This window comes from Rhodanobacter sp. 7MK24, assembly GCF_014842995.1.
Lineage (GTDB): Bacteria > Pseudomonadota > Gammaproteobacteria > Xanthomonadales > Rhodanobacteraceae > Rhodanobacter_A.
This window is the reverse complement of sequence record NZ_JACYXL010000001.1, coordinates 289,315-312,411: the sequence shown is the minus strand read 5'-3', so window position 1 is coordinate 312,411 and position 23,097 is coordinate 289,315. Positions and strand designations below refer to the sequence as shown.

General features: G+C 63.2%; 23 protein-coding genes and 1 riboswitch. Of the genes, 18 read left to right on the top strand and 5 right to left on the bottom strand.

The window, feature by feature from the left end; translation table 11 throughout:
* Window positions 1-9: 9 nt before the first annotated feature.
* A complete protein-coding gene (locus IHE49_RS01380; RefSeq protein WP_225578096.1) occupies window positions 10-1,230 on the bottom strand; it encodes a sensor histidine kinase in 1,221 nt (406 codons plus the stop codon).
* Window positions 1,231-1,426: 196 nt separating this feature from the next.
* Between IHE49_RS01380 and IHE49_RS01375 the strand changes: the two genes are divergently transcribed.
* The 17 genes from IHE49_RS01375 (at window position 1,427) to parC (ending at window position 18,631) form a co-directional block, all read left to right on the top strand.
* A complete protein-coding gene (locus IHE49_RS01375) occupies window positions 1,427-2,044 on the top strand; it encodes a GNAT family N-acetyltransferase (RefSeq protein ID WP_192154227.1) in 618 nt (205 codons plus the stop codon).
* Window positions 2,041-2,808, top strand: a complete 768-nt coding sequence (minC, locus tag IHE49_RS01370) for a septum site-determining protein MinC (RefSeq protein ID WP_192154225.1) — start codon at window positions 2,041-2,043, stop codon at window positions 2,806-2,808. The genes IHE49_RS01375 and minC overlap by 4 nt, the downstream gene beginning before the upstream one ends.
* A 55-nt stretch (window positions 2,809-2,863) precedes the next feature.
* Window positions 2,864-3,682 carry a septum site-determining protein MinD gene (gene minD / locus IHE49_RS01365; RefSeq protein ID WP_192154223.1) on the top strand — a complete coding sequence of 273 codons (819 nt, stop codon included), beginning with the start codon at window positions 2,864-2,866 and terminating at the stop codon, window positions 3,680-3,682.
* 4 nt (window positions 3,683-3,686) lie between these two features.
* A complete protein-coding gene (minE, locus tag IHE49_RS01360) occupies window positions 3,687-3,962 on the top strand; it encodes a cell division topological specificity factor MinE (RefSeq protein WP_192154221.1) in 276 nt (91 codons plus the stop codon).
* A 37-nt stretch (window positions 3,963-3,999) separates the two neighbouring features.
* The gene (locus tag IHE49_RS01355) at window positions 4,000-4,527 is read left to right on the top strand and encodes a hypothetical protein (RefSeq protein WP_192154219.1); all 528 of its coding nucleotides are present in this window, start codon (window positions 4,000-4,002) and stop codon (window positions 4,525-4,527) included.
* A 24-nt stretch (window positions 4,528-4,551) separates the two neighbouring features.
* Complete coding sequence (locus tag IHE49_RS18645; protein ID WP_192154217.1) at window positions 4,552-5,631, top strand: glycosyltransferase family 9 protein; 1,080 nt, start codon at window positions 4,552-4,554, stop codon at window positions 5,629-5,631.
* A 92-nt stretch (window positions 5,632-5,723) separates the two neighbouring features.
* Window positions 5,724-7,496, top strand: a complete 1,773-nt coding sequence (locus IHE49_RS01345) for a DUF885 domain-containing protein (protein ID WP_192154215.1) — start codon at window positions 5,724-5,726, stop codon at window positions 7,494-7,496.
* Between the two features lie 37 nt (window positions 7,497-7,533).
* The gene (locus IHE49_RS01340) at window positions 7,534-8,637 is read left to right on the top strand and encodes a DUF2235 domain-containing protein (RefSeq protein WP_192154213.1); all 1,104 of its coding nucleotides are present in this window, start codon (window positions 7,534-7,536) and stop codon (window positions 8,635-8,637) included.
* A gap of 34 nt (window positions 8,638-8,671) precedes the next feature.
* A riboswitch (Fluoride riboswitch) is annotated at window positions 8,672-8,773 on the top strand.
* A 66-nt stretch (window positions 8,774-8,839) separates the two neighbouring features.
* The gene (crcB, locus tag IHE49_RS01335) at window positions 8,840-9,223 is read left to right on the top strand and encodes a fluoride efflux transporter CrcB (protein ID WP_192154211.1); all 384 of its coding nucleotides are present in this window, start codon (window positions 8,840-8,842) and stop codon (window positions 9,221-9,223) included.
* Between the two features lie 27 nt (window positions 9,224-9,250).
* Window positions 9,251-9,652 carry a fluoride efflux transporter CrcB gene (gene crcB, locus IHE49_RS01330; RefSeq protein WP_192154209.1) on the top strand — a complete coding sequence of 134 codons (402 nt, stop codon included), beginning with the start codon at window positions 9,251-9,253 and terminating at the stop codon, window positions 9,650-9,652.
* 15 nt (window positions 9,653-9,667) lie between these two features.
* Window positions 9,668-10,015 carry a DUF190 domain-containing protein gene (locus IHE49_RS01325; RefSeq protein WP_192154207.1) on the top strand — a complete coding sequence of 116 codons (348 nt, stop codon included), beginning with the start codon at window positions 9,668-9,670 and terminating at the stop codon, window positions 10,013-10,015.
* Complete coding sequence (gene cfa, locus IHE49_RS01320; RefSeq protein WP_192154205.1) at window positions 10,012-11,130, top strand: cyclopropane fatty acyl phospholipid synthase; 1,119 nt, start codon at window positions 10,012-10,014, stop codon at window positions 11,128-11,130. The genes IHE49_RS01325 and cfa overlap by 4 nt, the downstream gene beginning before the upstream one ends.
* A gap of 935 nt (window positions 11,131-12,065) precedes the next feature.
* On the top strand, window positions 12,066-12,557 hold the full coding sequence (locus tag IHE49_RS01315) for a YcxB family protein (protein WP_192154203.1): 492 nt from the start codon (window positions 12,066-12,068) through the stop codon (window positions 12,555-12,557).
* 1,161 nt (window positions 12,558-13,718) lie between these two features.
* Window positions 13,719-14,084, top strand: coding sequence for a hypothetical protein (locus tag IHE49_RS01310; protein WP_192154201.1), 366 nt, complete (start codon window positions 13,719-13,721; stop codon window positions 14,082-14,084).
* A gap of 54 nt (window positions 14,085-14,138) precedes the next feature.
* Window positions 14,139-15,122 carry a methylamine utilization protein MauJ gene (mauJ, locus tag IHE49_RS01305; RefSeq protein WP_192154199.1) on the top strand — a complete coding sequence of 328 codons (984 nt, stop codon included), beginning with the start codon at window positions 14,139-14,141 and terminating at the stop codon, window positions 15,120-15,122.
* A 435-nt stretch (window positions 15,123-15,557) separates the two neighbouring features.
* Window positions 15,558-16,067, top strand: coding sequence for a hypothetical protein (locus tag IHE49_RS01300; RefSeq protein WP_192154197.1), 510 nt, complete (start codon window positions 15,558-15,560; stop codon window positions 16,065-16,067).
* Between the two features lie 326 nt (window positions 16,068-16,393).
* Window positions 16,394-18,631, top strand: coding sequence for a DNA topoisomerase IV subunit A (gene parC / locus IHE49_RS01295; RefSeq protein ID WP_192154195.1), 2,238 nt, complete (start codon window positions 16,394-16,396; stop codon window positions 18,629-18,631).
* 85 nt (window positions 18,632-18,716) lie between these two features.
* Here parC and IHE49_RS01290 read toward each other — a convergent pair whose 3' ends face one another.
* A complete protein-coding gene (locus IHE49_RS01290) occupies window positions 18,717-19,670 on the bottom strand; it encodes a Nudix family hydrolase (RefSeq protein WP_225578095.1) in 954 nt (317 codons plus the stop codon).
* Window positions 19,671-19,697: 27 nt separating this feature from the next.
* Complete coding sequence (locus IHE49_RS01285) at window positions 19,698-20,186, bottom strand: dihydrofolate reductase (protein WP_192154193.1); 489 nt, start codon at window positions 20,184-20,186, stop codon at window positions 19,698-19,700.
* A 102-nt stretch (window positions 20,187-20,288) separates the two neighbouring features.
* Between IHE49_RS01285 and IHE49_RS01280 the strand changes: the two genes are divergently transcribed.
* Window positions 20,289-21,314: a hypothetical protein gene (locus IHE49_RS01280; RefSeq protein ID WP_192154191.1), complete on the top strand. Its 1,026-nt coding sequence runs from the start codon at window positions 20,289-20,291 to the stop codon at window positions 21,312-21,314.
* Here IHE49_RS01280 and IHE49_RS01275 read toward each other — a convergent pair.
* Both IHE49_RS01275 and lgt read right to left on the bottom strand, forming a co-directional pair.
* The gene (locus tag IHE49_RS01275; RefSeq protein WP_192154189.1) at window positions 21,292-22,086 is read right to left on the bottom strand and encodes a thymidylate synthase; all 795 of its coding nucleotides are present in this window, start codon (window positions 22,084-22,086) and stop codon (window positions 21,292-21,294) included. The two genes, IHE49_RS01280 and IHE49_RS01275, sit on opposite strands and share 23 nt — an antisense overlap.
* Window positions 22,083-22,985 carry a prolipoprotein diacylglyceryl transferase gene (lgt, locus tag IHE49_RS01270; protein ID WP_192155363.1) on the bottom strand — a complete coding sequence of 301 codons (903 nt, stop codon included), beginning with the start codon at window positions 22,983-22,985 and terminating at the stop codon, window positions 22,083-22,085. Before lgt ends, IHE49_RS01275 begins: the two co-directional genes overlap by 4 nt.
* Window positions 22,986-23,097 lie beyond the last annotated feature (112 nt).

The following is a 23,097-nucleotide window of genomic DNA, read 5'->3' as shown; positions in this document are numbered from 1 at the left end:
AAACGCACATTACGGCATGCTCAACGCTGGCGGCACACCGCGCGACGGCGCATGGGCCAGCTCCGGCTGCTCGCCCAGCGGCAATCGCACGGTAAGCGCGAAACCCTCGCCCGGCGCGGTTTCCAGCGCCAGGCTGCCGCCGAATTCGGCCAGCCGCTCGCGCATGCCTGAGAGGCCATTGCCCGCCGCCGGGCGGGTGGCGCCGCGGCCGTCGTCGCGCGCATGCAGGCCCAGCAGGCTGGGCCCGGCGTAGGCGAAGGTCAACCACAGGTTGCGCGCGCTGGAGTGTTTGGCGGCGTTGGTGATGATTTCCTGCGCGCAACGCAGCAACACCTGCGCCCGACGCGGATCCTCCACGCTGAAGCGCGGCGGCATCGACACCTGCACATTCAGCCCCGGCACGCCTTCGGTGAGACTGCGCAACGCCTGGGTGAGGTCGATCGCGTCGTCCTGGCGCAGTTCGCTCACCGCCTCGCGCACGTCGGCCAGCAAGTGTTTGGCGGTGGCCTGCGCCTTGCGCACGTGCCCGACGGCATCCTCGTTGCAGACGTGGCTGGCCACCTCGAGGTTCAAGCTCAACGCGGTGAGATGGTGGCCGATCAGGTCGTGCAGCTCGCGCGCGATGCGCATGCGCTCGGCCAGCCGGCTGGATTCGGCCAGCAGCGCGCGGGTGGCGCGCAGCTCGGAATTGAGCCGGCGCAAGGCCTCGCGTTCGTCGGTCTGCTGGCTCGCCACCACCGATGCGACGAAGGCCAGCGCGCAGATGCCCAGGTAGATGATGGTCTGCAGGAAGGCCAGCGCCAGCGAGGGGAATTCCGGAAAGCGCGAAAACACCGCCACCAGGCAGGCGTTCTGCAGCACCATGCACAGCACGCCCAGCCAGAACGGCAGCAGCCATGGCAGCACCATCGCCATCAACGCCAGAAACATCGCGGTGAGGCCGCTGTGGCTGTACCAGCCGATCGCCAGCGACGCCAGCGTCATCAGCATCAGACCAAACAGGCGCAGGCCGAGGTGGCGCCGCGAGCCGAGGTCGTAGGTCACCGCCCAATACAGCACGCCGAACACCAGGTAGCAGATCGACCATAACAGCAAGGCGAAATCCGAACGGTGCAGCAGGTTCAGGCGATCGGTCGCCCAATGCGTGAGCAACGGCGTACCCACGCAGAGATAGGTGAACAATCCGGCAAAGCGCAGCAGCCGGATATGGCTGAAATTGACTTGGAACATGTCGTGCATGATTGGCCACGCGCCAGGCGCGCGCAATGCGCGGGAAGTCATCCATGCCGAAAGGCAGGGGAGCTTCGTTTTACGGCGTCTTTACATGTGGCGGCGCGAGGTGTGCCCCCCGCGGGTGCATGCCATAATACGTACTTGACGCGAGGCCATGCCGGCCTTGACGCATCTTCATCCTGCGGAGCAACGAATGGCCCTCGCCATCCGCGACGTCAGCGAGCACGACCTGGACGCCGTGCTGGCCCTAAACAACGCCGGCGGTCAATCCATCATCGCCCTCGACGCCGTGCAGCTGCGCTACTTTTTCGAGCGCGCCGATTACTTCCGCGTGGCCGAAATCGACGGCCACCTCGCCGGCTTCCTGATCGGGCTGCGCGAAGGCGGCGACTACCAGAGCCCGAACTACCGCTGGTTCGGCGAACGCTATCCGTCATTCCTGTACATCGACCGCATCGTGGTCGCCAACGCCTACCGTCGCCACGGACTGGGCCGCATCTTCTATTGCGATGTGACCAGCTACGCCGAGGTGCGCGTGCCGCAGCTCACCTGCGAGGTCTTCCTGGAGCCGCGCGACGACGTGATCGTGCTGTTCCATGGCACTTACGGTTTCCAGGAAGTGGGACAGCAACGCATGGGACCGAAGGGCCGCCAGGTCAGCCTGCTCGCCAAGGAACTGCCGAGCTACGCCTATGTGCGCGAGACCTGGCTGGCGCACGGCGGCCTCCCCGACGTGCCCTGGCTGGCCGAGCGCCTGCATTCCACCCCGACATCCGACCCGCGCCGTGTTGCCGGGGAGCGCCACGCTTGAACGCAAAAATGGATACCTCCGACGCCTGCGACCTGCGCTTCGGCCAGGTCGGCATCGCCAACGTGCGCATCAAGCGCGTGGACGCCGCCGCACTCTGCGAAGAACTGGAACGCCGTGTACGCACCGCGCCGCAACTGTTCGCCCGCGCCGCCGTGGTGCTGGATCTCAGTCCGCTGCTGAAGCTGCCCGACGACGGCACCGTCGACGCGCTGCTGGAGGCCGTGCGCAGCGCCGGCATGCTGCCGGTGGGCCTGGCCTACGGCACCAGCGAGACCGAAGCGCTGGCCAGGCGCATGGGCCTGCCGCTGATCGCGAAGTTCCGCGCCGCCTACGAACCGGCCGACGGCGACGTTGCCGTCGCACCGGCTGCCGCCCCGGCGCCGGTGCGCGAAGTGGTGCGTGAAGCGGCGCCGGTTGAACCCGCCGCCGAACGCGTGGCAAGCACGCTGCATCACGATGGCACCGTGCGCTCCGGTCAGCAGGTCTACGCACGAGACCGCGACCTTGTGGTCACCGGCACCGTGGCCAATGCTGCCGAGGTGATCGCCGACGGCGACATCCACATCTACGGCAGTTTGCGCGGCCGCGCCATGGCCGGCGCGCAGGGCGACACCGACGCGCGCATCTTCGTGCACGACTTCCGCGCCGAACTGGTGGCCATCGCCGGCCACTACCGCGTGTTCGAGCAGATTCCTAAAGACCTCGAAGGCCAGTCCGTGCGATGCTGGCTGGAAGGGGAAAAGCTGCTGCTGGCCAAGCTGTAACCTGCCGCAAACGCAACTACCATAACGACAATAAACGTAACCGGGAGATGGTTCCTTGACCGCTGAAATCATAGTTGTCACCTCGGGCAAGGGCGGCGTCGGCAAGACCACGACCAGTGCCTCGCTCGCCACCGGCCTTGCGATGGCCGGCAAGAAGGTCGCGGTGATCGACTTCGACGTCGGCCTGCGCAACCTCGACCTCATCATGGGCTGCGAACGCCGCGTGGTGTACGACTTCGTCAACGTCGTACACGGCGAGGCCACGCTGAAGCAGGCGCTGATCAAGGACAAGCGCCACGAAAATCTCTTCGTGCTGGCTGCCAGCCAAACCCGCGACAAAGACGCGCTGACCCAGGAAGGCGTGGAGAAGGTGCTCGACGGCCTCTCCGAAGAAGGCTTCGACTACATCGTGTGCGACTCGCCCGCCGGCATCGAGAAGGGCGCGCACCTGGCGATGTACTTCGCCGACATGGCCGTGGTGGTGGTCAACCCGGAGGTGTCCTCCGTGCGCGACTCCGACCGCATCCTCGGCCTGCTCGCCAGCAAGACGCGACACGCTGAACGCGCCGATGGAACCACCGTCAAGCAGCACCTGCTGCTGACCCGCTACAACCCCTCCCGCGTGGCCAGCGGCGACATGCTCAGCGTGAAGGACGTCGAGGAAATCCTCGGCATCACCGTGGTCGGCGTGATCCCCGAATCGGAACAGGTGCTGGCTGCCTCCAATTCGGGCGTACCGGTGATCCTCGATCAGGCCTCCAATGCCGGCCATGCCTACCACGACACCGTGGCCCGCATCCTCGGCGAGGAGCGTGCCCTGCGCTTCCTCGAGGTGCCGAAGAAGGGTTTCCTGCAGCGCGTATTCGGAGGCTGAGCCGATGGGCATTCTCGACTTCCTGAAACGCAAGCCCGAACCCACCGCCGGCGTCGCCAAGGAACGCCTGCGCATCATCGTGGCGCAGGAACGCTCCACCCGCGGCGGCCCGGACTATCTGGCGACCATGCGCAACGAGCTGCTCGAGGTCATCAAGAAGTACGTGAACGTCGACATCGATGCCATCAACATCAACGTCGAACGCGATGGCGGTCACGAAGTGCTGGAACTCTCGGTGGCGCTGCCAGAGGGCAAGGCCGTGTCCACGCCAGCCGGCTGATCGCAACGCCGCCCGCCAAGGTGGGTAACGTTTTGCCATGACCGACGCCCACTCAGAGCCTGGCGTGCTGCGCCTCGCCGACATCGGCGAAGCGCAGCCTGCCGCCCTGCTCGCCCGCTATGGCCTTGCGTTGCGGCGCGTGGCCGACGCTGCACCGATTCCCGGCAGCTACTGGGGCGACGAGGAGGCCGGCATCATCGGCCATACCGTGTACGCGCGCGGCGACACGCCGGTGCATTCGCTGTTGCACGAGGCCTGCCACCTGATCGTGCTGCCATCGGAACGGCGAACCGCCGTGCACACCGACGCCACCGATTCCATCGAGGAAGAAGACGCCACCTGCTACCTGCAGATCGTGCTGGCCGACGAGCTGCCCGGTGTCGGGCGTGTGCGCCTGATGGCGGACATGGACGCCTGGGGTTACAGCTTCCGGCTTGGTTCCACCCGCGCGTGGTTCGAGCAGGACGCGGAGAACGCGCGGTACTGGCTGGTCGAGCGCGGGCTGCTCACGTACGAAGGCAAGCCTTCCGCTCCGCCTGACGTTACGATGCGCGCTGCCGACTGACTCCCTATCATTTGCAGGCACACCGTGGCGCGATCTACGCACGACTCTTTCGACCTCGACCATCTGCGCCGTCGCATGGCGCGCGGCCTGATGCGTCTGCTGTACGGCAAGGGCGCCGAGCCCAGCGGCGAACCGCTGCCGCGACGGGGCATCTATCGCATCCTCGTCTGCCACGTCAGCCACACGCTTGGCAATGCGTTGCTGCTGACGCCGCTGATCCAGGAACTGGAGGCCACGTATCCCGGCGCCGAGATCGATATCGTCACGCGCAGCCAGGTAGGCAAGCTGCTGTACGGCCATTACGACCGCGTAAGCCAGGTGTTCCAGCTGCCGGCGCACGGCTTCGGCCATCCCATCCAATGGCTGCGCGCCACGCGCGGCATGCGCAAGGCGCATTACGACCTGGCGATCGATGCCGACCCGCAATCGCAGACCGGCCGCCTGCTGCTGCTCAAGGCGCGCGCCACCTGGACACTGGGTTTCAGCGGCCGCAAGAAAAGCGGCAGCGTGACGCATGCGGTCGAAGTGCCCGAACACGTGCAGAACAAGGGCCAGCGTCCGGTGTACCTGCTGCGCAAAGCACTCGATGTCGGTACCGAAACCGACTACCCCGTGCCCGACCTCCGCCTCGACGATGCCGAGCTCGCGCAAGGCCGACGCATGCTGGATCAAGTGCTCGCCTCCGCTCCCGCCGACGCTGCGCATCGCAAGGTCGTCGGCGTGTTCGCCAACGCCACCGGACCCAAGCTGCTCGGAACGGACTGGTGGAACCCCTTGCTGGCTACGCTGGAACGACTGCGGCCGGACTGCCGGCTGGTGGAAATCGTGCCGATGACCGGCCGCTCCATGCTGGACTCGCGTTACCCCAGCTACTTCTCCACCGAACTGCGCCAGCTCGGCGCCGTGCTCGCCAACCTCGACGGCTACCTCAGCCTGGACTGCGGCATCATGCATCTTGCCTGCGCCTCGCGCGTCCCTACGCAAGGCATCTTCACCACCACGCGCGCCGACGAGTGGGGACCCTACGGCCCGGGCAACCATGTGATCGCTGCGTACGGTCTCGCACCCGAAGCGGTGGCGCAGGAGCTTGCCGCGCATCTGTGATTCCCGCGCACGGAGCTTCCCGCTGCGCTAGGCTTCCCCTGTTGCCGTGCCGCTCAATGCGGCGCGACTCATCACGCCACAGGGAGCCTCAGATGAAACCAATCAGCCGGATCGCTTGCGCGATTGCCCTCGCGTTGCCGCTGGGCAGCACCGCCTTCGCGGCGCAGCCTGCACCCGCCAATACAGCGGCTGCCGACCAGGCCTTCACGCACCTGTCCGACCAGTACTTCGACACGTACTACTTCCCCACCAATCCGAGCACCGCCACCTCCGATGGTTTCCATCAATGGGACGGCAAGCTCGAGGATTATTCGCGCGCGGGCGTGGATGCCAACATCAAGGCGCTGCAGCAGTGGGAAGCGCGTGTCTCGGCCGTCGATCCGAAAACGCTCGGCCAATTCGCGCAGGGCGACCGCGAACTGGTGCTCAACAACATCCACAGCACCCTGCTCACGCTGCAGACCATCAAGCCGTGGCAGAAGAATCCGGACAACTATTCCAGCGGCATCACCAGCAGCGCGTTCACCCTGATGGAGCGCAAGTTCGCATCCCCCGAGACACGGCTGCGCGCGCTGATCGCCCGCGAAAAGCAGATGCCTGCGGTCCTGGTCGACGCACGCAAGAACCTCGACAACCCGCCGGAGATCTATACGCAGATCGCGCTGGAACAGTTGCCTGGCCTGGTGGACTTCTTCCAGCACGACGTGCCTTCGGCCTTCGCCGACGTCACCGACAAGGATCTCAAGCAACAGTTCGCGGCCAGCAACGGCGCAGTCATCAAGGCCTTGCAGGATTACCAGAACTGGCTGAAGACCGACCTGCTGCCGCATTCGCATGGCGACTTCCGCCTGGGCGCACAAGCCTATCGCGACAAGCTGAAGTACGACGAGATGGTCACCTTGCCGCTCGACCAGCTCATCGCCATCGATACCGCCAACATGCACGCGAACCAGCAACAGTTCGCCAAGGTGGCGCACGAACTCGATCCCATGAAAACGCCACAGCAGGTGCTGGCCGAACTGGCCGCCGACCATCCCGCGCCGGACAAGCTGCTGACCGTATTCCGCGACAGCCTCGGCAAGCTGGTGTCCTTCATCCGGCAGCAGCACATCATCACCATTCCCTCGGACGTGCTGCCCCTGGTGGAGGAAACACCGCCCTTCATGCGCGCCACCACCTTCGCCTCGATGGACACGCCCGGGCCCTATGAAACGGTGGCGAAGGAGGCCTATCTCAACGTCACCCTGCCCGACCCGTCGTGGGACAAGCAGCACACCGACGAATTCATGGCGCAGTTCAGCTACCCGGTGATCAACAGCGTGGCGACGCACGAGGCTTATCCAGGCCACTACGTGCAGTTCCTGTGGATGCACCACCTGGACGATCGCGTGCGCAAGCTGCTGGGCGCCAACACCAACGTGGAAGGCTGGGCGCACTACTGCGAACAGATGATGCTGGACGAGGGCCTGGCGCAATACCTCTACCCGAACGACCGCCACCAACAGCTGCTGCTGCGCCTCGGCCAGCTGCAGGACGCCCTGCTGCGCAATGCGCGCTTCATCGCCGGCATCAAGCTGCACACCGGCCAGATGACGATGGACCAGGCGATCGACTTCTTCGTCAAGGAAGGCTACCAGTCGCGCGCCGTGGGCGAAGTGGAAACCAAGCGCGGCACTTCCGATCCCACCTACCTCTATTACACGCTGGGCAAGCTGGAGATCCTCAAGCTGCGCGCCGACGTGGCGAAGAAGCAGGGCAAGGACTTCAACCTCGAACGTTTCCACAACGCCTTCATGCAACAGGGCTTCGCACCCATCGCCATCGTGCGCAAGGCCATGCTGGGAGACGACTCGCCGGTACTTTGACGCGGCACGCCGCACCATCACGGAGGACGATCAGGGCATGCGCAGGCTGGTCGCACTGTTCGACGGCACCTGGGAAAAACCGGAGTCGGATACCAATGTGGAGCGGCTGAGCCGACTGATCGCACCTCGCGATGCGGCCGGCGTCGAGCAACGGGTCGAATACTTCCCGGGCGTCGGCGCAGGCGTGACGTCCGGCCTGGCGCACCTGCTGGGCGGCGCGTTCGGCTACGGCTTCTCCGGCACCGTGAAGGACGGCTACCGCTGGCTGTGCCGGCAGTGGCAGGCCGGCGACGAGATCTGGTTGTTCGGCTTCAGCCGTGGCGCCTACACCGCGCGCAGCCTCGCCGGGATGATCCGCAAATGCGGACTGTTGCGCCGCGATGCGAACGGCGCCGTAGGCAACAATGCCATCGCCGCCGCCTATGCGTTCTACCGCGATGCCGGGACCAAACCGGGCGACGCGCAAGCCGTGGCCTGGCGCGCCGGACACTCGACGGAAACGGACATCCATTTCATCGGCGTGTGGGAAACCGTGGGCGCGCTCGGCATCCCGCATACCGCCGCATGGTTCCCGTTTGCCCATGCACGCTACGGGTTCCACGACACCGAACTCAGCCGCATCATCAAGCATGCCTACCAGGCACTTGCACTGGACGAGCACCGCGCCAGCCTCGCCCCGGCCAAATGGACGCGCAATCCCGACACGCTGGCGCCCGGCGAATCGTGCACCGACTGGAAATCCGGACAGGTCGAGGTGGAGCAGCGCTGGTTCGTGGGCTCGCACACCGACGTGGGTGGCGGCTATCGGCACGATGGAACCCACCGTGCGCCCGACCTGCTGCCGGACCTTACGCTGGCATGGCTGCAAGGCAAGGCGATGGCCGCCGGACTGGGCTGCAGGGAACGCTTCCTACCGCCATCCGGCGCCGACCTCGGGATGCCGCGCCGCTCCTATGATGAGTTCATGCATGGCCTCTACAAGCTTTTCAGCCTGCCATACGACCGGGTGATCGGTGGCGGCATCAACGAGACGGTGGACGAATCGGTGTGGCGACACGCCAGGCTCACCGACTACCGCTCGCCCACGCTGGCGCGGGCGCTGCGCGACGACGTGATCGCCGCTCCGCCGGGCGTCGCCTGATGGGCATTCCGCCTGCGCATCGGCTAGCATGCCGGTCCATTGGGGAGATGGCATGCCTCCCGTTCCGTCGCTGCGTTGCCTGCGGAACGAACCGCCCACGTGCGAAAGCACCGAAGCTGATGATGCCTGCACCACCGGATTCCGGCGGCGCAGGCGTGCCTGTTGTCGCGGGTCATTGCCACGCAGACAGGAGATGCCCGACGTGAGCTTTGCTGGATTCGTTGCCGTGGGCCTGGGCGGCATGCTGGGTTGCTGGCTGCGCTGGATGCTTGGCGTGCTGCTGAACCCAGTGTTCCCGACCCTGCCGCTGGGCACGCTGGCTGCCAACCTGATCGGCGGCATCGTCATGGGGCTGGTGATGGCCGTGTTCAGTCACTACCCGGCGATACCGCAGGCGGTGCAGCTGTTCGCGACCACCGGTTTCCTCGGCGGCCTGACCACCTTCTCCACCTTCTCCGCCGAGGCCAATACGCTGCTGCTGCGCAGGCAGTCGCTATGGACCTTCATCCACGTGACAGCGCATCTGGCCGGCACGCTGGCCCTGACCATGCTCGGCATCGTCCTCGTCCGCAGCGTATTGCACTGACATGCACCATCCACGGGAGACTGCAGCGTGAACTTCCCCGGATTCCTCGCCGTGGGCCTGGGTGGCCTGCTGGGCTGCTGGCTGCGCTGGATCCTGGCCGTGCTGCTCAACCACCTTTTCTCCAACCTGCCGCCCGGCACGCTCGCCGCCAACCTCATCGGCGGCCTGCTCATGGGTTGTCTGATGGGCGTGTTCGAGCGCTTCCAGACCCTGCCGCCGACGGTGCGGCTGTTCGCGGCCACCGGCTTCCTCGGCGGGCTGACCACCTTCTCCACCTTTTCCGCTGAAGCCAACACCTTGATCCTGCGTGGACATTACGTGTGGTTTGGTTTGCACGTAGCGGCCCATCTCTTCGGCAGCCTGCTGCTGACCCTGTTCGGCATCTTCCTTGTCCGAAGCATCCTGCGTCGATCCACTGGCGCCTATTGATTCGAAGGAAACGGTATGACCCCGGAAACCCTGATCGAAGGAGTGCAACTGCGCTTCTACGTGCACATGCATGCGCGCCACGACGGCATGCTGGTCTCCGAGTGGCTGCTGGAACTGGCTAAAGAGCACAAGCTCGGCGGCTGCTCGGTGTTCCGCGCCATCGCAGGCTTCGGCCGGCACGGCGTATTGCACGAAGAAGCCTTTTTCGAACTCGCCGACGATCTGCCCGTGGTGGTGGAATTCCTGTTGCGCGAAAACGAAGTCCAGACTTTGCTGCAGCGAGTGCGCGACGCCGGCACGGCGCTGTTCTATTCGCTCGTACCAGCGCGCTTCGGGCTGCTCGGCAACGAGGAACATCAATGAGCCAGGATTCGCTGAGGCAGCGCGCCACCGAACTGCTGGAGCTAGCCGGCGTGCATATCGACGGCGACGCGCCCACCGACATCCGGGTGCATGACGAGCGCATCTATGCGCGCGTTTTTGCGCATGGCTCGCTGGGCCTCGGCGAGGCCTACATGGACGGCTGGTGGGATGTCCGCGACCTTCCGGGCTTCTTCACCCGTCTGCTCGATTCGCACGTTGACGAACACCTCCGGACACTGGACACGGTGATTGCGCACCTCAAGGCGCGCTTCGTCAACCTGCAACGCGGCGAGCACGCATTCGAGATCGGCAAGGCGCATTACGATCTCGGCAACGACCTGTTCCAGGCCATGCTGGGCAAATGGCTGGTGTATTCCTGCGGTTACTGGGCACAGGCGGACAACCTCGACGACGCCCAGGAAGCCAAGCTCGACCTGGTCTGCCGCAAACTCGGACTGCAACCCGGCCAGCGCGTGCTCGACATCGGCTGCGGCTGGGGCGAGGCATTGAAATACGCCGCGGAACGCTACGGCGTCAGCGGCGTGGGCATCACCGTATCCGAGCAACAGGCCGAATTCGCCCGCGAGCTGTGCAAGGGCCTGCCCATCGAGATCCGCCTGCAGGACTATCACGAGATCGACGAACCGTTCGATGCCGTGTATTCCATCGGCATGTTCGAGCACGTGGGCGGCAGGAACTACCGTGCTTATTTCGAGACCGTGCGGCGCTGCCTGAAAGCGGAAGGCCTCTCGCTGCTGCACTGCATCGGCAGCAACAACACGCCCGCGCGCCCCGATCCGTGGATCGAGAAATACATCTTCCCCAACTCGATGATCCCCGCCACCAGCCAGGTGACGGCCGCGCTGGAAGGCTTGTTCGTGGTCGAGGACTGGCACAACTTCGGCGCCGACTACGACCGCACGATCACCGCCTGGCGCGCCAACTTCGACAGCGCGTGGCCGCAACTCGCGCAGCATTACGACGAACGCTTCCGTCGCATGTGGCACTACTATCTCGCAGCCTCCGCCGCGGTGTTTCGCAGCCGGCGCGACCAGTTGTGGCAACTGGTGTTGAGTCCGAATGGCGTACCGGGCGGCTTGCGGGTGGCGCGCTGAGCCCAAGGTCTTCTCGATACTTTCCGCAAGGTTCAAGGCGTTTACGTGCGCCTGTCAGCGCCCGAGTTACTTTTCTCTTGCGTGGCCAAGAGAAAAGCAACCCGAAGAGAAGGCCACCCCGCAGCGTCGCTTTCCGTCCATCCATGGACGGAAAGTCCGTGAGGCGTGGCCGGGCTTTTCAGCCAGGCCTCCTGCCCGGTCGAAAAGGCGTGGTCTTCCACGGCAACGCCCGCTATGCGGCCTGATCGTCCACGCCTCACCGCAACCGAGGGCCCCCGAAGAGCAGGCGCGCATCCTGCGCGCCAGAAGCCAAGCGGCACGCACCGCATGCATCGGCATGATGTGCATATGCAATTTTTCGAGGTGATAAGACATACAAGCCTCGTTCTGCGAGATACGCACACGAGCGCGCCACTGCGTGGCGGCCGAAAGGAACCGGGCAAGTGCATGATTGTTTGCAGGATTTCCTTGCTTGACGAGATGAGTGCAAGCGTGGAGCATCCGTGCGTATGCCCCAATTCGGGGTCTACTAAGCGTTAGAGCGCACAACAAACGGGGCGCGGTCTTGAAGGAAAGAGCTGACATGCATGCTGAGCAATGGAATGCTTTGCGCTTCCGAAACAGGCTTTTTTGGTGTGTTCTCGCAGCAGGGGTAGTTCTACTGTTCGCCGCATCGTTTCCAAAGTTTTCACGCTACGAAGGTTTGGTAGCGTGGTCGTGGTTTGGGCTGCTAGCTCTCGCAAACTCGTACTACGCCGCATTTCAATGTCCACGATGTCACAAGCCATTCTTCAAGCCCGGATTCCTGCGGTATAACACCTTTGCAAAAAAGTGCCCTCATTGTGGCCTTGGCAAGTGGTGCTAGGGTCGCGGTGCGTTCTAACATCTCGTTCAAGGCGGACGGCTACGCCGCCGCTTAACTCCAGCGTTAGCCTATGTCATACGAAGTCGCTCTCACCTACAGCGAATCGCTCGTGCGTTACGCGGTAACGAGATTTTGGTGGCGCGTAGTGGGAGTTCGTTTCCTCATCGCGCTTGTTTTGTTAGCTACTTGCCTTGGGTTTTTCCTTTACAACGGCGACACATCGTGGCTAGTTGGCGCAATGGGTGCAGTCCTGGTCTTCGGAGCACTTTTCGCCGTCCTCATCTACGTGGTGCACTACCGCAACTCACTCCACAAGCTACGCGCCATGGGCAGTCCGCACGCCCACCTCGTCGCAAGCGATGACACGCTATCGTTCTCCTCTGGCGCTGGGCTCGCCGCTCTTCCTTGGTCGTCCATAGTCGAGGTGTGGCAATTCCCCCAGTGCTGGCTGCTGCTCTTCTCAAAGGCTCAATTCGTCACACTTCCTCTGACTTCCGTCGCCCCCGAGGCGCGAGCATTTATTCTTCAGCGCGTGCAGAGCGCGGGCGGCAAGATAGGCTAACTATGCGCTCAAGCGGACCGTGCGGGAGGAAGTTTCCAGTGCAATCATATGTTGCGGCCCGCACGGCCGCTTAGCTTAGGCGTTAGGCGGTTGCTCGTGTTGGTTCTTCGCGTCGTGTGTTTCGCTCAGCTCCACGGCAGCTTGCAGTGCTTCGCTTCGGCAACATTTTTCCGTCGCATTGCGGCAAGTCTTCAGCCTTCAGAGCTGGTAGTTTTGGGGCGGTCGGTTGCTCATGCTCTGCTTCGTTCTGGCCGCAAGCCATCGCTCAAGCGCATCGTGCCGCACCGTCTAACATTTCGTTCAAGGCGGACGGCTTCGCCGCCGCTTAACTCCAGCGTTAGGCCTCAAATGAACAAAGACTCGGCAGGTTGGCTCGCACTCAGAATTATTGGTCTGCTCGCGCTCGGGCGCACCTTCTTGTCCTTGCTCAGCATGGCAGTAGACGCCTTTAACCTCTGGAAGCTTTTTGGCGTCAACTCCGAAACTCTCGCCTCTCAAACCCAGCGCCTAATCCTCCAAACATGGGTAGGCATAGGTATCGCTCTCGTACAATCATTTTTCTTTGCGCTTGTAGCCTTCTACTTTCTTCGTAGGGGCCGGGCTATCCACAAGCTTCTTATGCACGAGTCTGGGTAGTAGGCTGCTGCCTAACCAGTCGTTCAAGGCGGACGGCTACGCCGCCGCTTAACTCCAGCGTTAGGACTCGCAATACAATTCGGTCGTAACTTTGGTAACCGATGGAAAGACGTCTTTCGTGGAGAGGTTGATCCGGCAACGGCCAAGCTCGATCTTCCACCAAAATGGCGTTGGAAAATTGCTCGTAATGCGCTGCCGTTTGTTCTGACGTTTGCGATTGCGCGCCACTACAACCAAGTAGCTATGTCTTGGCTCTCTCTATTTTTCGGTTTCTGCGTCACGATTTGGCAGATCATTGCATACGGCTATTTTCGCAAAAATCTACCGATTTCGTTCATGCATGTTTCGACTTTTTACGGGAGGAACTATCTCATCTTGTTCGCCATTTTTTGGACCGTACTCATCGCGGGTATCGCACTAAGACTATATTGGCTGGCTCCATGAGTCCTAACCAGTCGTTCAAGGCGGACGGCTTCGCCGCCGCTTAACTCCAGCGTTAGGTCGCTTAACATAAGGACATCGCAAGTGACGAAGATCGAAAAACAGTACGTGATGGGTATCATCGGATCAGGTCTAGCCACGCTCATAGACCTAATTCTCTCGATCAAGTATCACCAATCCTTCATTCTTTCAGCCATCGAGCTTGGCGCTATGTTCGTCGCCTCGATTTTTGTGGCGCGTAAGAGCCTGCCGGCCATGTATGCCATGACAGGCTACTTTGGAATCATTCTTGGCATTCCAATGGTGTTTTCTGGCAACCCTGTAACCATTGTTATGGTCATTGGCATTTTGTACCTTCTCATTCAAGGCGTGATTGGCATATCAGAGGTTCGATCTTCGCTTCATGCGATCACAGAGCCGGTGCTTTCGGATTCCAAAACACCACCCTAACCACTCATTCAAGGCGGACGGCTTCGCCGCCGCTTAACTCAAGCGTTATGCCCCATGACAAAGACGCCGCCTCACTCCACTGAAATCCCTATCGACCGTCTAGGCCCTCCCGGAGTAAAGGGGGAACTACACGTTATCGCAATCATGGCGAACGAGAAGAGGCTCGATGAGGATCGGCTTCATGACCAAGCAGAGCGGCAGTTCAAGGTGTTCGGCCAGCTTTCCAAGAACCCACCTGCGACGGGAAACATTAAAGGCGACTTCGGCACAGAAAATGGAGGTTCGTATCTGGCACTTCCCGATCACGCCGTAATGAGTCGGATACGCTGCGCGGAAGGAATGTTCGAGATTAAGAAGAACAGCTTAGGCGAGAAGTCCCTGGTGGAGTTCGAGTGCCGGGCGACCAATACGACTGAGGCCAGGAGAAAGTTTCAAGCCGCTGTTCTCCCGTTCCTTGATTACCTTTCTTATGTTGCCGACTGCCCAGTAGTCGTTGCGATGCTGCGAGTTGAAGATCCAAAAAATGACCGCGTCTCAATGGAGTATGTATCACCGTACCGCAAGACAATTATAAATCCGCACATCGCTAATCTCTTCTCCGAGTTGGCGCCGGTCTACGCCATGTATAGGGAAGCGAAGAACTCGTATAGCGACTTCTATCGCTTTCTCTGCTACTACAAAATTCTTGAAGGCTTGCTCGGGTCACTCCGGGCTAGCGTCTTTTCTCGCGCACGATCTGCATGCATTGATTTGGGGCGCCCCAAGGAAACGATCCCCGCATTCCAGGAAATCGCAAGCGCGTATCAACCGTATATCGGAAAGCCAATCAAGGCGTTCTTCGATGAAGTGCTAACGCCTCAGTTTCGAAACGCTGTGGCGCACTTCATAACCGACGACGGCGCTGTCCTAAATATGAGTTCGCCCGAACACATAGATCGGTACGGGGAAGTTCTTTACGTTTTGGAGTTATCAGTTCGAGTCGCCATAAAGTCCCATGAAGAACTTCTCAGCAAGCTCAACGCTAGTCATGGGGCATAACCCTGCGGTCCACCGGACGCTGCACGATAAAGCCGCGCAGTGCCGGTGACCTCCACGTTAGCCATCAAATGCTTCCTATCGCCATATTTTTCGCCACACTTGCCGTATACATTGTCATTCTTTTTGGCTCATCGGGCGCTCGTGCCAAAATTTCGCAGGCCGACCCTGACTATGCTCGTCAGCTATTCAATAGCGCTATCGGGCAGCTTCTGCTTCACCGGCTTCCTATGCGAGGTGGAGTTCTATTTTTCTCACTAATTCCAGAAAAGCTTCGATCAACAATTTCCACGATGCGCTATTTGTACGCTGCTTACTACACGCTACTTTCTTCGTTCTTTGTTTGTGTGGTGTACGACTTTGTAAGCAGCGCGCATGGCTAGCAAATCGTTCAAGGCGGACGGCTTCGCCGCTGCTTAACTCTAGCGTTAGCCTTCCATGATGAGCGAACTCCCAGAATTTGCCGAAGAATATAGCTTTCACGAACGCGTTCGCATGCTCGTGCGCTGCCTCGTGATCGGCGGCACATTCATCTTGCTTTGGAAGCTTTGGCTACTGCCGACTTTCACCGCGTTTGCCGCAACGGCGCAATGTCGCAGCGTATTCGGTGTACCCGGCACCGATGTACTCTGGTACGGCTTGTTCGTGGTGTTTCCGCTTTTCTTAGCGCTGGTTTTCGGCTTTATAGAGGGGCGGCACGGGCTCAAAATCTTACGCGACGGCCAGTCTCCTCCTATAGCCGCCAAAGTGCTCCGCCCCACGCGCATCAAGCGAGGGCCTGCTGCCCGGCGTGCAGGCTATCTGTACGCGTTGGCGTTCATGCCCTTTGTCGGCATTGCCATCTGGGGTTACTTTCAGGCGGCATCGCTTTCCAGAATGTCGCATTCTAAGCACCCTGTGTGCACGGCTAACCATTCATTCAAGGCGGACGGCTTCGTCGCCGCTTAAGCGTTGCAATCGTGTATTCGGCCTTGGGGTGAGCGCATGGCGCTCGGGCCATCTTGGAGCCCACGAGTCGAAAGCCCATCGTTCGAAGCTGCCCCGCGGTCGATTCGGGACCGACACACTTGCCCTGACACCGGCCGCCATGGCAACTCGGAGCAATAAACGGCTGCCTGGTGGCGAGGACAAGGACGGCACGCTGCACGAGCCGCCTGCTCCGGCCTATGCCCGCTGAAATGCCTGCTTCGCGTCGATTCACCGCTCCCGTCAAGCTGTCCCCCGCCCTCCCGATCTGGCACCATCCTCCGGTTACCCGCGCCAGAATCCCCTGCATGAACCTGCAAGCCAACTACGAACAGATCCCGCTCAAGGAATACGCCGAGCGCGCTTACCTCGACTATTCGATGTACGTGGTGCTGGACCGCGCCCTGCCCTTCGTAGGCGACGGCCTGAAACCGGTGCAGCGGCGCATCGTGTATGCGATGAGCGAACTGGGCCTTGCCGCCACGGCCAAGCCGAAGAAGTCCGCGCGCACCATCGGCGACGTGATCGGCAAGTTCCATCCGCACGGCGACACCTCGTGCTACGAGGCGATGGTGCTGATGGCGCAGCCGTTCTCCTACCGCTACCCGCTGGTGGACGGCCAGGGCAACTTCGGCTCGCCGGACGATCCGAAGAGCTTCGCGGCGATGCGCTACACCGAGAGCAAGCTCAGCCCGATCGCCGAGGCGCTGCTGGGCGAGCTGGGCCAGGGCACGGTGGACTGGGTGCCGAACTTCGACGGCACGCTGGAGGAGCCCTCGTGGTTGCCCGCGCGCGTGCCGCACGTGCTGCTCAACGGCTCGATGGGCATCGCGGTAGGCATGGCCACCGACATCCCGCCGCACAACCTGCGTGAGCTTGTCACGGCGTGCATCCGCCTGCTCGACGAACCCGACGCCACGGTGGCCGACCTCTGCGAACACGTGAAGGGCCCGGACTATCCCACCGAGGCGGAGATCATCACCTCGCGCAGCGAACTGCTGGCGATGTACCAGAACGGCATCGGCTCGGTGCGTGCCCGCGCGGTGTATGTGCGCGAGGAAGGCAACATCGTCATTACCGCGCTGCCGCATCAGGTCAGCCCGTCGAAGATCCTCGAGCAGATCGCCGCGCAGATGCGTGCGAAGAAGCTGCCGATGATCGAGGACCTGCGCGACGAGTCCGACCATGAGAACCCGATCCGCCTCGTGCTGGTGCCGCGTTCCAGCCGCGTCGACGCCGACGAGCTGATGCCGCATCTGTTCGCCACGACGGATCTGGAGAAGAGCTTCCGCGTCAATCTCAACATGATCGGACTGGACGGCCGCCCGCAGGTGAAGGATCTCCGGAAGATCCTCACCGAATGGCTGGTGTTCCGCACCAATACGGTGACCCGCCGCCTCAGCCACCGCCTCGCCAAGGTCGAGCGCCGCCTGCATCTGCTGGAAGGCCTGCGCATCGCCTACCTCAATCTGGACGAGGTGATCCGCATCATCCGCACCGAGGAGGAGCCGAAGGCCGTGCTGATGGCGCGCTTCGGCCTTAGCGAGGAACAGACCGACTACATCCTCGAAACCCGCCTGCGCCAGTTGGCCCGCCTCGAGGAAATGAAGATCAATGCCGAGCGCGACCAGCTCGAAGAGGAGCGCGCGCGCATCAACGTGCTGCTGAAATCGCCGGCCAAGCTCAAGAGCCTGATCAAGGACGAACTGCGCGCCGACGCCGAGAAATATGGCGACGCGCGCCGTTCGCCGCTGGTCGAGCGCGAAGCCGCGCAGGCGCTGGACGAAAGCGCGCTGGTAGCCAGCGAACCGGTCACCGTGGTGCTGAGCAAGAAGGGTTGGATCCGCGCCGCCAAGGGCCACGACATCGACGCCGAGGGCCTGAGCTACCGCGAAGGCGACGGCCTGCTCGCCACGGCGAAGGCGCGCACTACCCAGCAGGTGGCGGTGATCGACTCCACCGGCCGCAGCTATTCCACGCCCGCACACACGCTGCCCTCGGCACGCGGCAACGGCGATCCGCTCACCGGCCGCTTCACGCCGCCGCCGGGCGCCAGCTTCGACACGCTGGTTGCTGGCGACAACGACACGCGCCTGATCCTCGCCACCGACTTCGGTTACGGCTTCGTCACCCGTTTCGAGGCGCTCACCGGCCGCAACAAGGCCGGCAAGCAGATCATCTCGCTCAGCGACGGCGCCAAGGTACTTGCGCCGCAGGCCAGCGCTGACCCGGCCCGCGACCGCATCGTGGTGGTCACCACGGAAGGTCATCTGCTGATGTTCTCCGTGGCAGAGCTGCCGGAGCTGGACAAGGGCAAGGGCAACAAGTTGATCGACGTGCCGAAGAAGCAGCTCGCGGAAGGCGAGCGCGTGGCCGGCATCGCCGTGGTCGCCGAGGGCAAGGGCGAGGTCACCATGTACGCCGGTGCGCGCAAGCTGACCCTGCGCTGGGCCGACCTGGTGGAATACGGCGGCAACCGCGCCACCCGTGGCGGCCTGCTGCCGCGCGGCCTGCGTCGCGTGGAGCGCATCGAGACCACGGGCTGAAGCGCACATCCGTAGGAGCGCACCCTGTGCGCGAATGCTTTTGACTCGGATCGAACATCAAAGCATTCGCGCACAGGGTGCGCTTCTACAGCTCAGCCCAGAACCCACGTATCCCCGCCACGCCCTGCGCAACCGCCGCACGCGCGCGCGGCGACTGTGCTGGTGACAATCCGCCCAATGCATACACCGGCATCGCGGCGGCTTCGGCCAGCGACTGGAAAACGTCCCAACCCAAGGGTGCCGCATCAGGATGGCTGGCGGTCGCCGCCACCGGCGACAGCGTGGCGAAATCCACGCCCATCTGCTGCGCCCTCGCCAGCTGCACGGCATCGTGGCAGCTGGCGCCGGTGATTTGCTGCAACGGCAAGGGGCGTGCATCGAGTGCAGCCAGTTGCGCGCCCGTCAGATGCACACCGACACCGAGTGCCAGCGCACCTTCCACGTCCGCATTGAGCAGCAGCTGGGCGCCATGCGCGCGCGCCGACGGCAACAGCGTCGTGGCAAGTCCACGCACGGCCTCGCGTGGCCAGAGCGGCAGGCGCAATTGCACCAGCCGCTCACCGGATTCGATGGCGCGCACGATGCGCCCGAACCATGCATCGCACTCCAGCGGCGACACATCCGCGGGCGTGATGAGGTAATGCGGCGGCAGACGCAGCGCCTGCAGGATGGCGCGATCGGCAGGCGCCAGCGTGGCCGGATCCGCCTGCGACGGCAGGCACCACTGCAGGCCCTGCCCCTCCAGCGAACGCGGCTCACCTCGCCACTCAGTCACGCACCACGCATCAAGCAGCAATTCACGTTCGTGATAGCACCAGGGCACGCGGATCAGCGGCGCGGCTTCGACCAGCTCGATGCCGAGCTCCTCGACCAGTTCGCGCGCCAGCGCCGCCAGCGGCGTCTCGCCAGGCTCGCGCTTGCCGCCGGGGAACTCCCACATGCCCGCCAGGTGCTTGCCGGCGGGCCGCTCAGCCAGCAGCACGCGACCCTCGCGGTCGCGCAACGCGCCGGCCAGCACATGCAACGGCGCGTCACTCATGGGGAGGCACGGAACAGGTTTTCGGGCTCAACTGCCGCGGACGTACTCGACCATGTCGAAGTCGTAGGCGTGCTCGGCGTCCTTCTTGTGATGCACGCGCGAGACTTCGGTCCACTCGCTGAAATGCACGCCCGGGAAGAAGGTGTCGGCACCATCCACGGCCGCACCGACCCAGGTCAGGTACAGCCGGCGCGCCAGCGGCAGGGCTTCGCGGTACACCTGTCCGCCACCGATCACCATCAGGCCGGTGCTGTTGCAGCGGGCCTGCGCCTCGTCGATCGAGCGCACGGTGACCTGGCCCGGAAACGGCGCCTCGTGCTTGCGCGACAACACGTAGTTGGTGCGCTCCGGCAACGCGCGCCCCACCGACAACGCGGTGTTGTAGCCCATCAGGATGTTCTTGCCCATGGTGAGCTGCTTGAACCAGCGCAGGTCGTCTGGCAGGTGCCAAGGAAGTTGCCCCTTGCGGCCAATGGCGAAGTTCTCGTCCAGTGCGGCGATCAGCGAAATGGCCATCGGTGCTCCAGGGGCAAATGTGGCAGATTGGGCGGTGCATGAGCGGCGCGATGTCCTGCCCATGCTGACCGTACATTGTAGCCACTTGGGGGGACGACGAGCATGGCGATCATCATGGGATTTCTGGCCAGCGCACTGGCCTCTGCTACGGGAGGCGCTGCGCCGGCCACGGCGCAGGTGCTGCCCACGGTGTACGAGGCGGGGCATTTCTATGCGGTGCCGGAGGCGGTGAACGGGCAAAAGTTGAAGCTGGTGGTAGATACCGGCGGCGGGGGCGGATTCGGCATGTACTGGATTACTGCTGAAGCCGCGAAGCGCCTGCGCCTGAAAACCCATACCTGCAAGCTCGACGATGACCCCATCGCCGTGGCCGACTTGCCCGAGTACAAATCAGGCCGAGATCTACCCCCACCGGCATCGAGCCCCTGCGGCAACGTGGCGATGGTTCAGGACGTTCCCGAAGGCTATGGCTGGAATGCCCATGACGAGGGCCAGTTCAGCGGCAGCTACCTGTATTCGCAGGGCATCTGGACCTTCGATTACCCCGGTGAGCGCCTGACGTTGCAAGGCCATTCATGGCGGCCCGATTCCACCGCCCATGCAATCCATCTTGGATTCCAGCGGGATGATCATGGACGCGCGACCCACGGCTATGCCCGCCTGACCATCCGCGTCGACGGGCAGCCGCTGGACATGTTGCTCGATACTGGCGCCACTGCCCATCCCACCGCCGAAGGCGAAAAGGCCAGCAACACGCCCACGGTCAAAGGTATTGGCGTAACGAGTTATGTGGTCGCCAGCCTATTTGAGCGCTGGCACAAGGCTCATCCGGAGTGGCGGGTCGTGGTAGACGGCGACGCCGCTTCTCCCAAACACCCGATGCCAATGATCGAAGTGCCGCGCGTGGACATCGCCGGCTGGTCGGTTGGCCCGGTATGGTTCACCGAGCGCCCGGATCCCGCTTTCCACGACATGATGTCCAGCATGATGGACAAGCAGGTGGAAGGTGCGGTGGGCGGCAACGTCTTTGAGCACTTCGTGCTGACCATCGACTACCCGCACGACGCGGCCTATTTCAGCTGCGTAACCGGCTGCAAGGCCGCCGCTATACCGCCACCGGCGCCTTGATCGCCGGATATGGGTCATAGCCCTCGATGGCGATGTCCTCGTAGCGGAATTCCTCCAGCGCACGCACGTCGGGATTCAGCACCAGGCGCGGCAAGGAACGCGGTTCGCGCGTCAGCTGCAGCCGCGCCTGCTCGACGTGGTTGTTGTACAGGTGCGCATCGCCCAGCGTGTGGACGAAGTCGCCCACACCCAGCCCGCACACTTGCGCCACCATGTGGGTGAGCAGCGCGTAGCTGGCAATGTTGAACGGCACACCGAGGAAGATGTCACCGGAGCGCTGGTAGAGCTGGCAGCTCAGCTTGCCGTTGGCGACATAGAACTGGAACAGCGAATGGCAGGGCATCAGCGCCATCTTCGGCAGCTCCCCCACGTTCCACGCACTGACGATCAGCCGGCGCGAATCGGGATTGCGCCTGATCTCGTCCACCACCCAGCGGATCTGGTCGACAGCTTCACCGTCGGCGGCAGGCCATGCACGCCACTGCTTGCCGTAGACCGGACCGAGGTCGCCGTCGGCATTCGCCCACTCGTCCCAGATGCTGACACCGTGCTCCTTGAGGTAGGCGATGTTGGTGTCGCCTTTCAGGAACCAGATCAGCTCGTGGACGATGGACTTGAGATGCAGCTTCTTGGTGGTGACCAGCGGGAAGCCTTCGGCGAGGTCGAAGCGCATCTGCCAGCCGAACACGCTGCGTGTGCCGGTGCCGGTGCGGTCGGCCTTCTCGGTACCGTGGTCGAGCACATGGCGCAGCAGGTCGAGATAGGCCTTCATTGGCCTTCCTTCGCCGGCATCGCCACTTCGTACAGCCGCAGCGTGGGCGCGCTGCGCGAGAGCCACAACAGCCACAGGCCCACGGCAATCAGCGGCAGCGAGAGGACCTGCCCCATCGTGAGCCAGCCAAAGGCGAGATAGCCGAGCTGGACGTCGGGCAAGCGCACGAACTCCACCGCGAAGCGGAAGCAGCCGTACATCAGCGCGAACAGGCCGGAGACGAGGTAGCGCGGCCGCGGCTTCATCGACACCAGCCACAGCAGGGTGAACATCACCACGCCTTCCAGCGCCAGCTCGTACAGCTGCGACGGCTGGCGCACCAGGCCGCCAAACTGCTGCAGCTGCGCCTGCCACGCCGGGTGCGCGGCAGCATAAGCCACGTCCTCGGCATGCGCGTTGGGGAAGATCATGCCCAACGGCAACTGCGTGGGCTTGCCCCACAGCTCGCCGTTGATGAAGTTGCCCAGCCGCCCCAGGCCCAGGCCGATCGGCACCAGCGGCGCCACGAAATCCACCGTGTCGAAGAAATGCAGCTGCTGCCTGCGCGACCACCACAGCCCCGCCGCCAGCACGCCGAGCAGGCCGCCGTGGAAGCTCATGCCGCCATCCCATACCCGGAACAGCGCCAGCGGATCGGTCCAGATCCAGCGCGGGCCGCCCGCGTAATAGAACAGCATGTAGCCGATGCGGCCGCCCACGATCACGCCCATCATGGCGTAGAAAAACAGGTCGCTCAGCGCGTCGCGGGTCACCGGCAGACGTCCCTGCCGTCGCCGGTATTCGCCGAGCAATGCGCCACTGAAGAACCCTACCAGATACATCAAGCCGTACCAGTGCACCTGCACCGGGCCGAGGTGAAAGGCGACGGGGTTGATATCGACGACGAAGGGTTGCGTCATGCGGTGCGGAATCAGACAGGCAAGGCCGCCAGTGTAGCGGGACACGCCCCGATCCGCCGGATAAACTGCCGGACACCCGGTCGGCGCTGGAGCAGGGGAGTAGCCGTCGCGA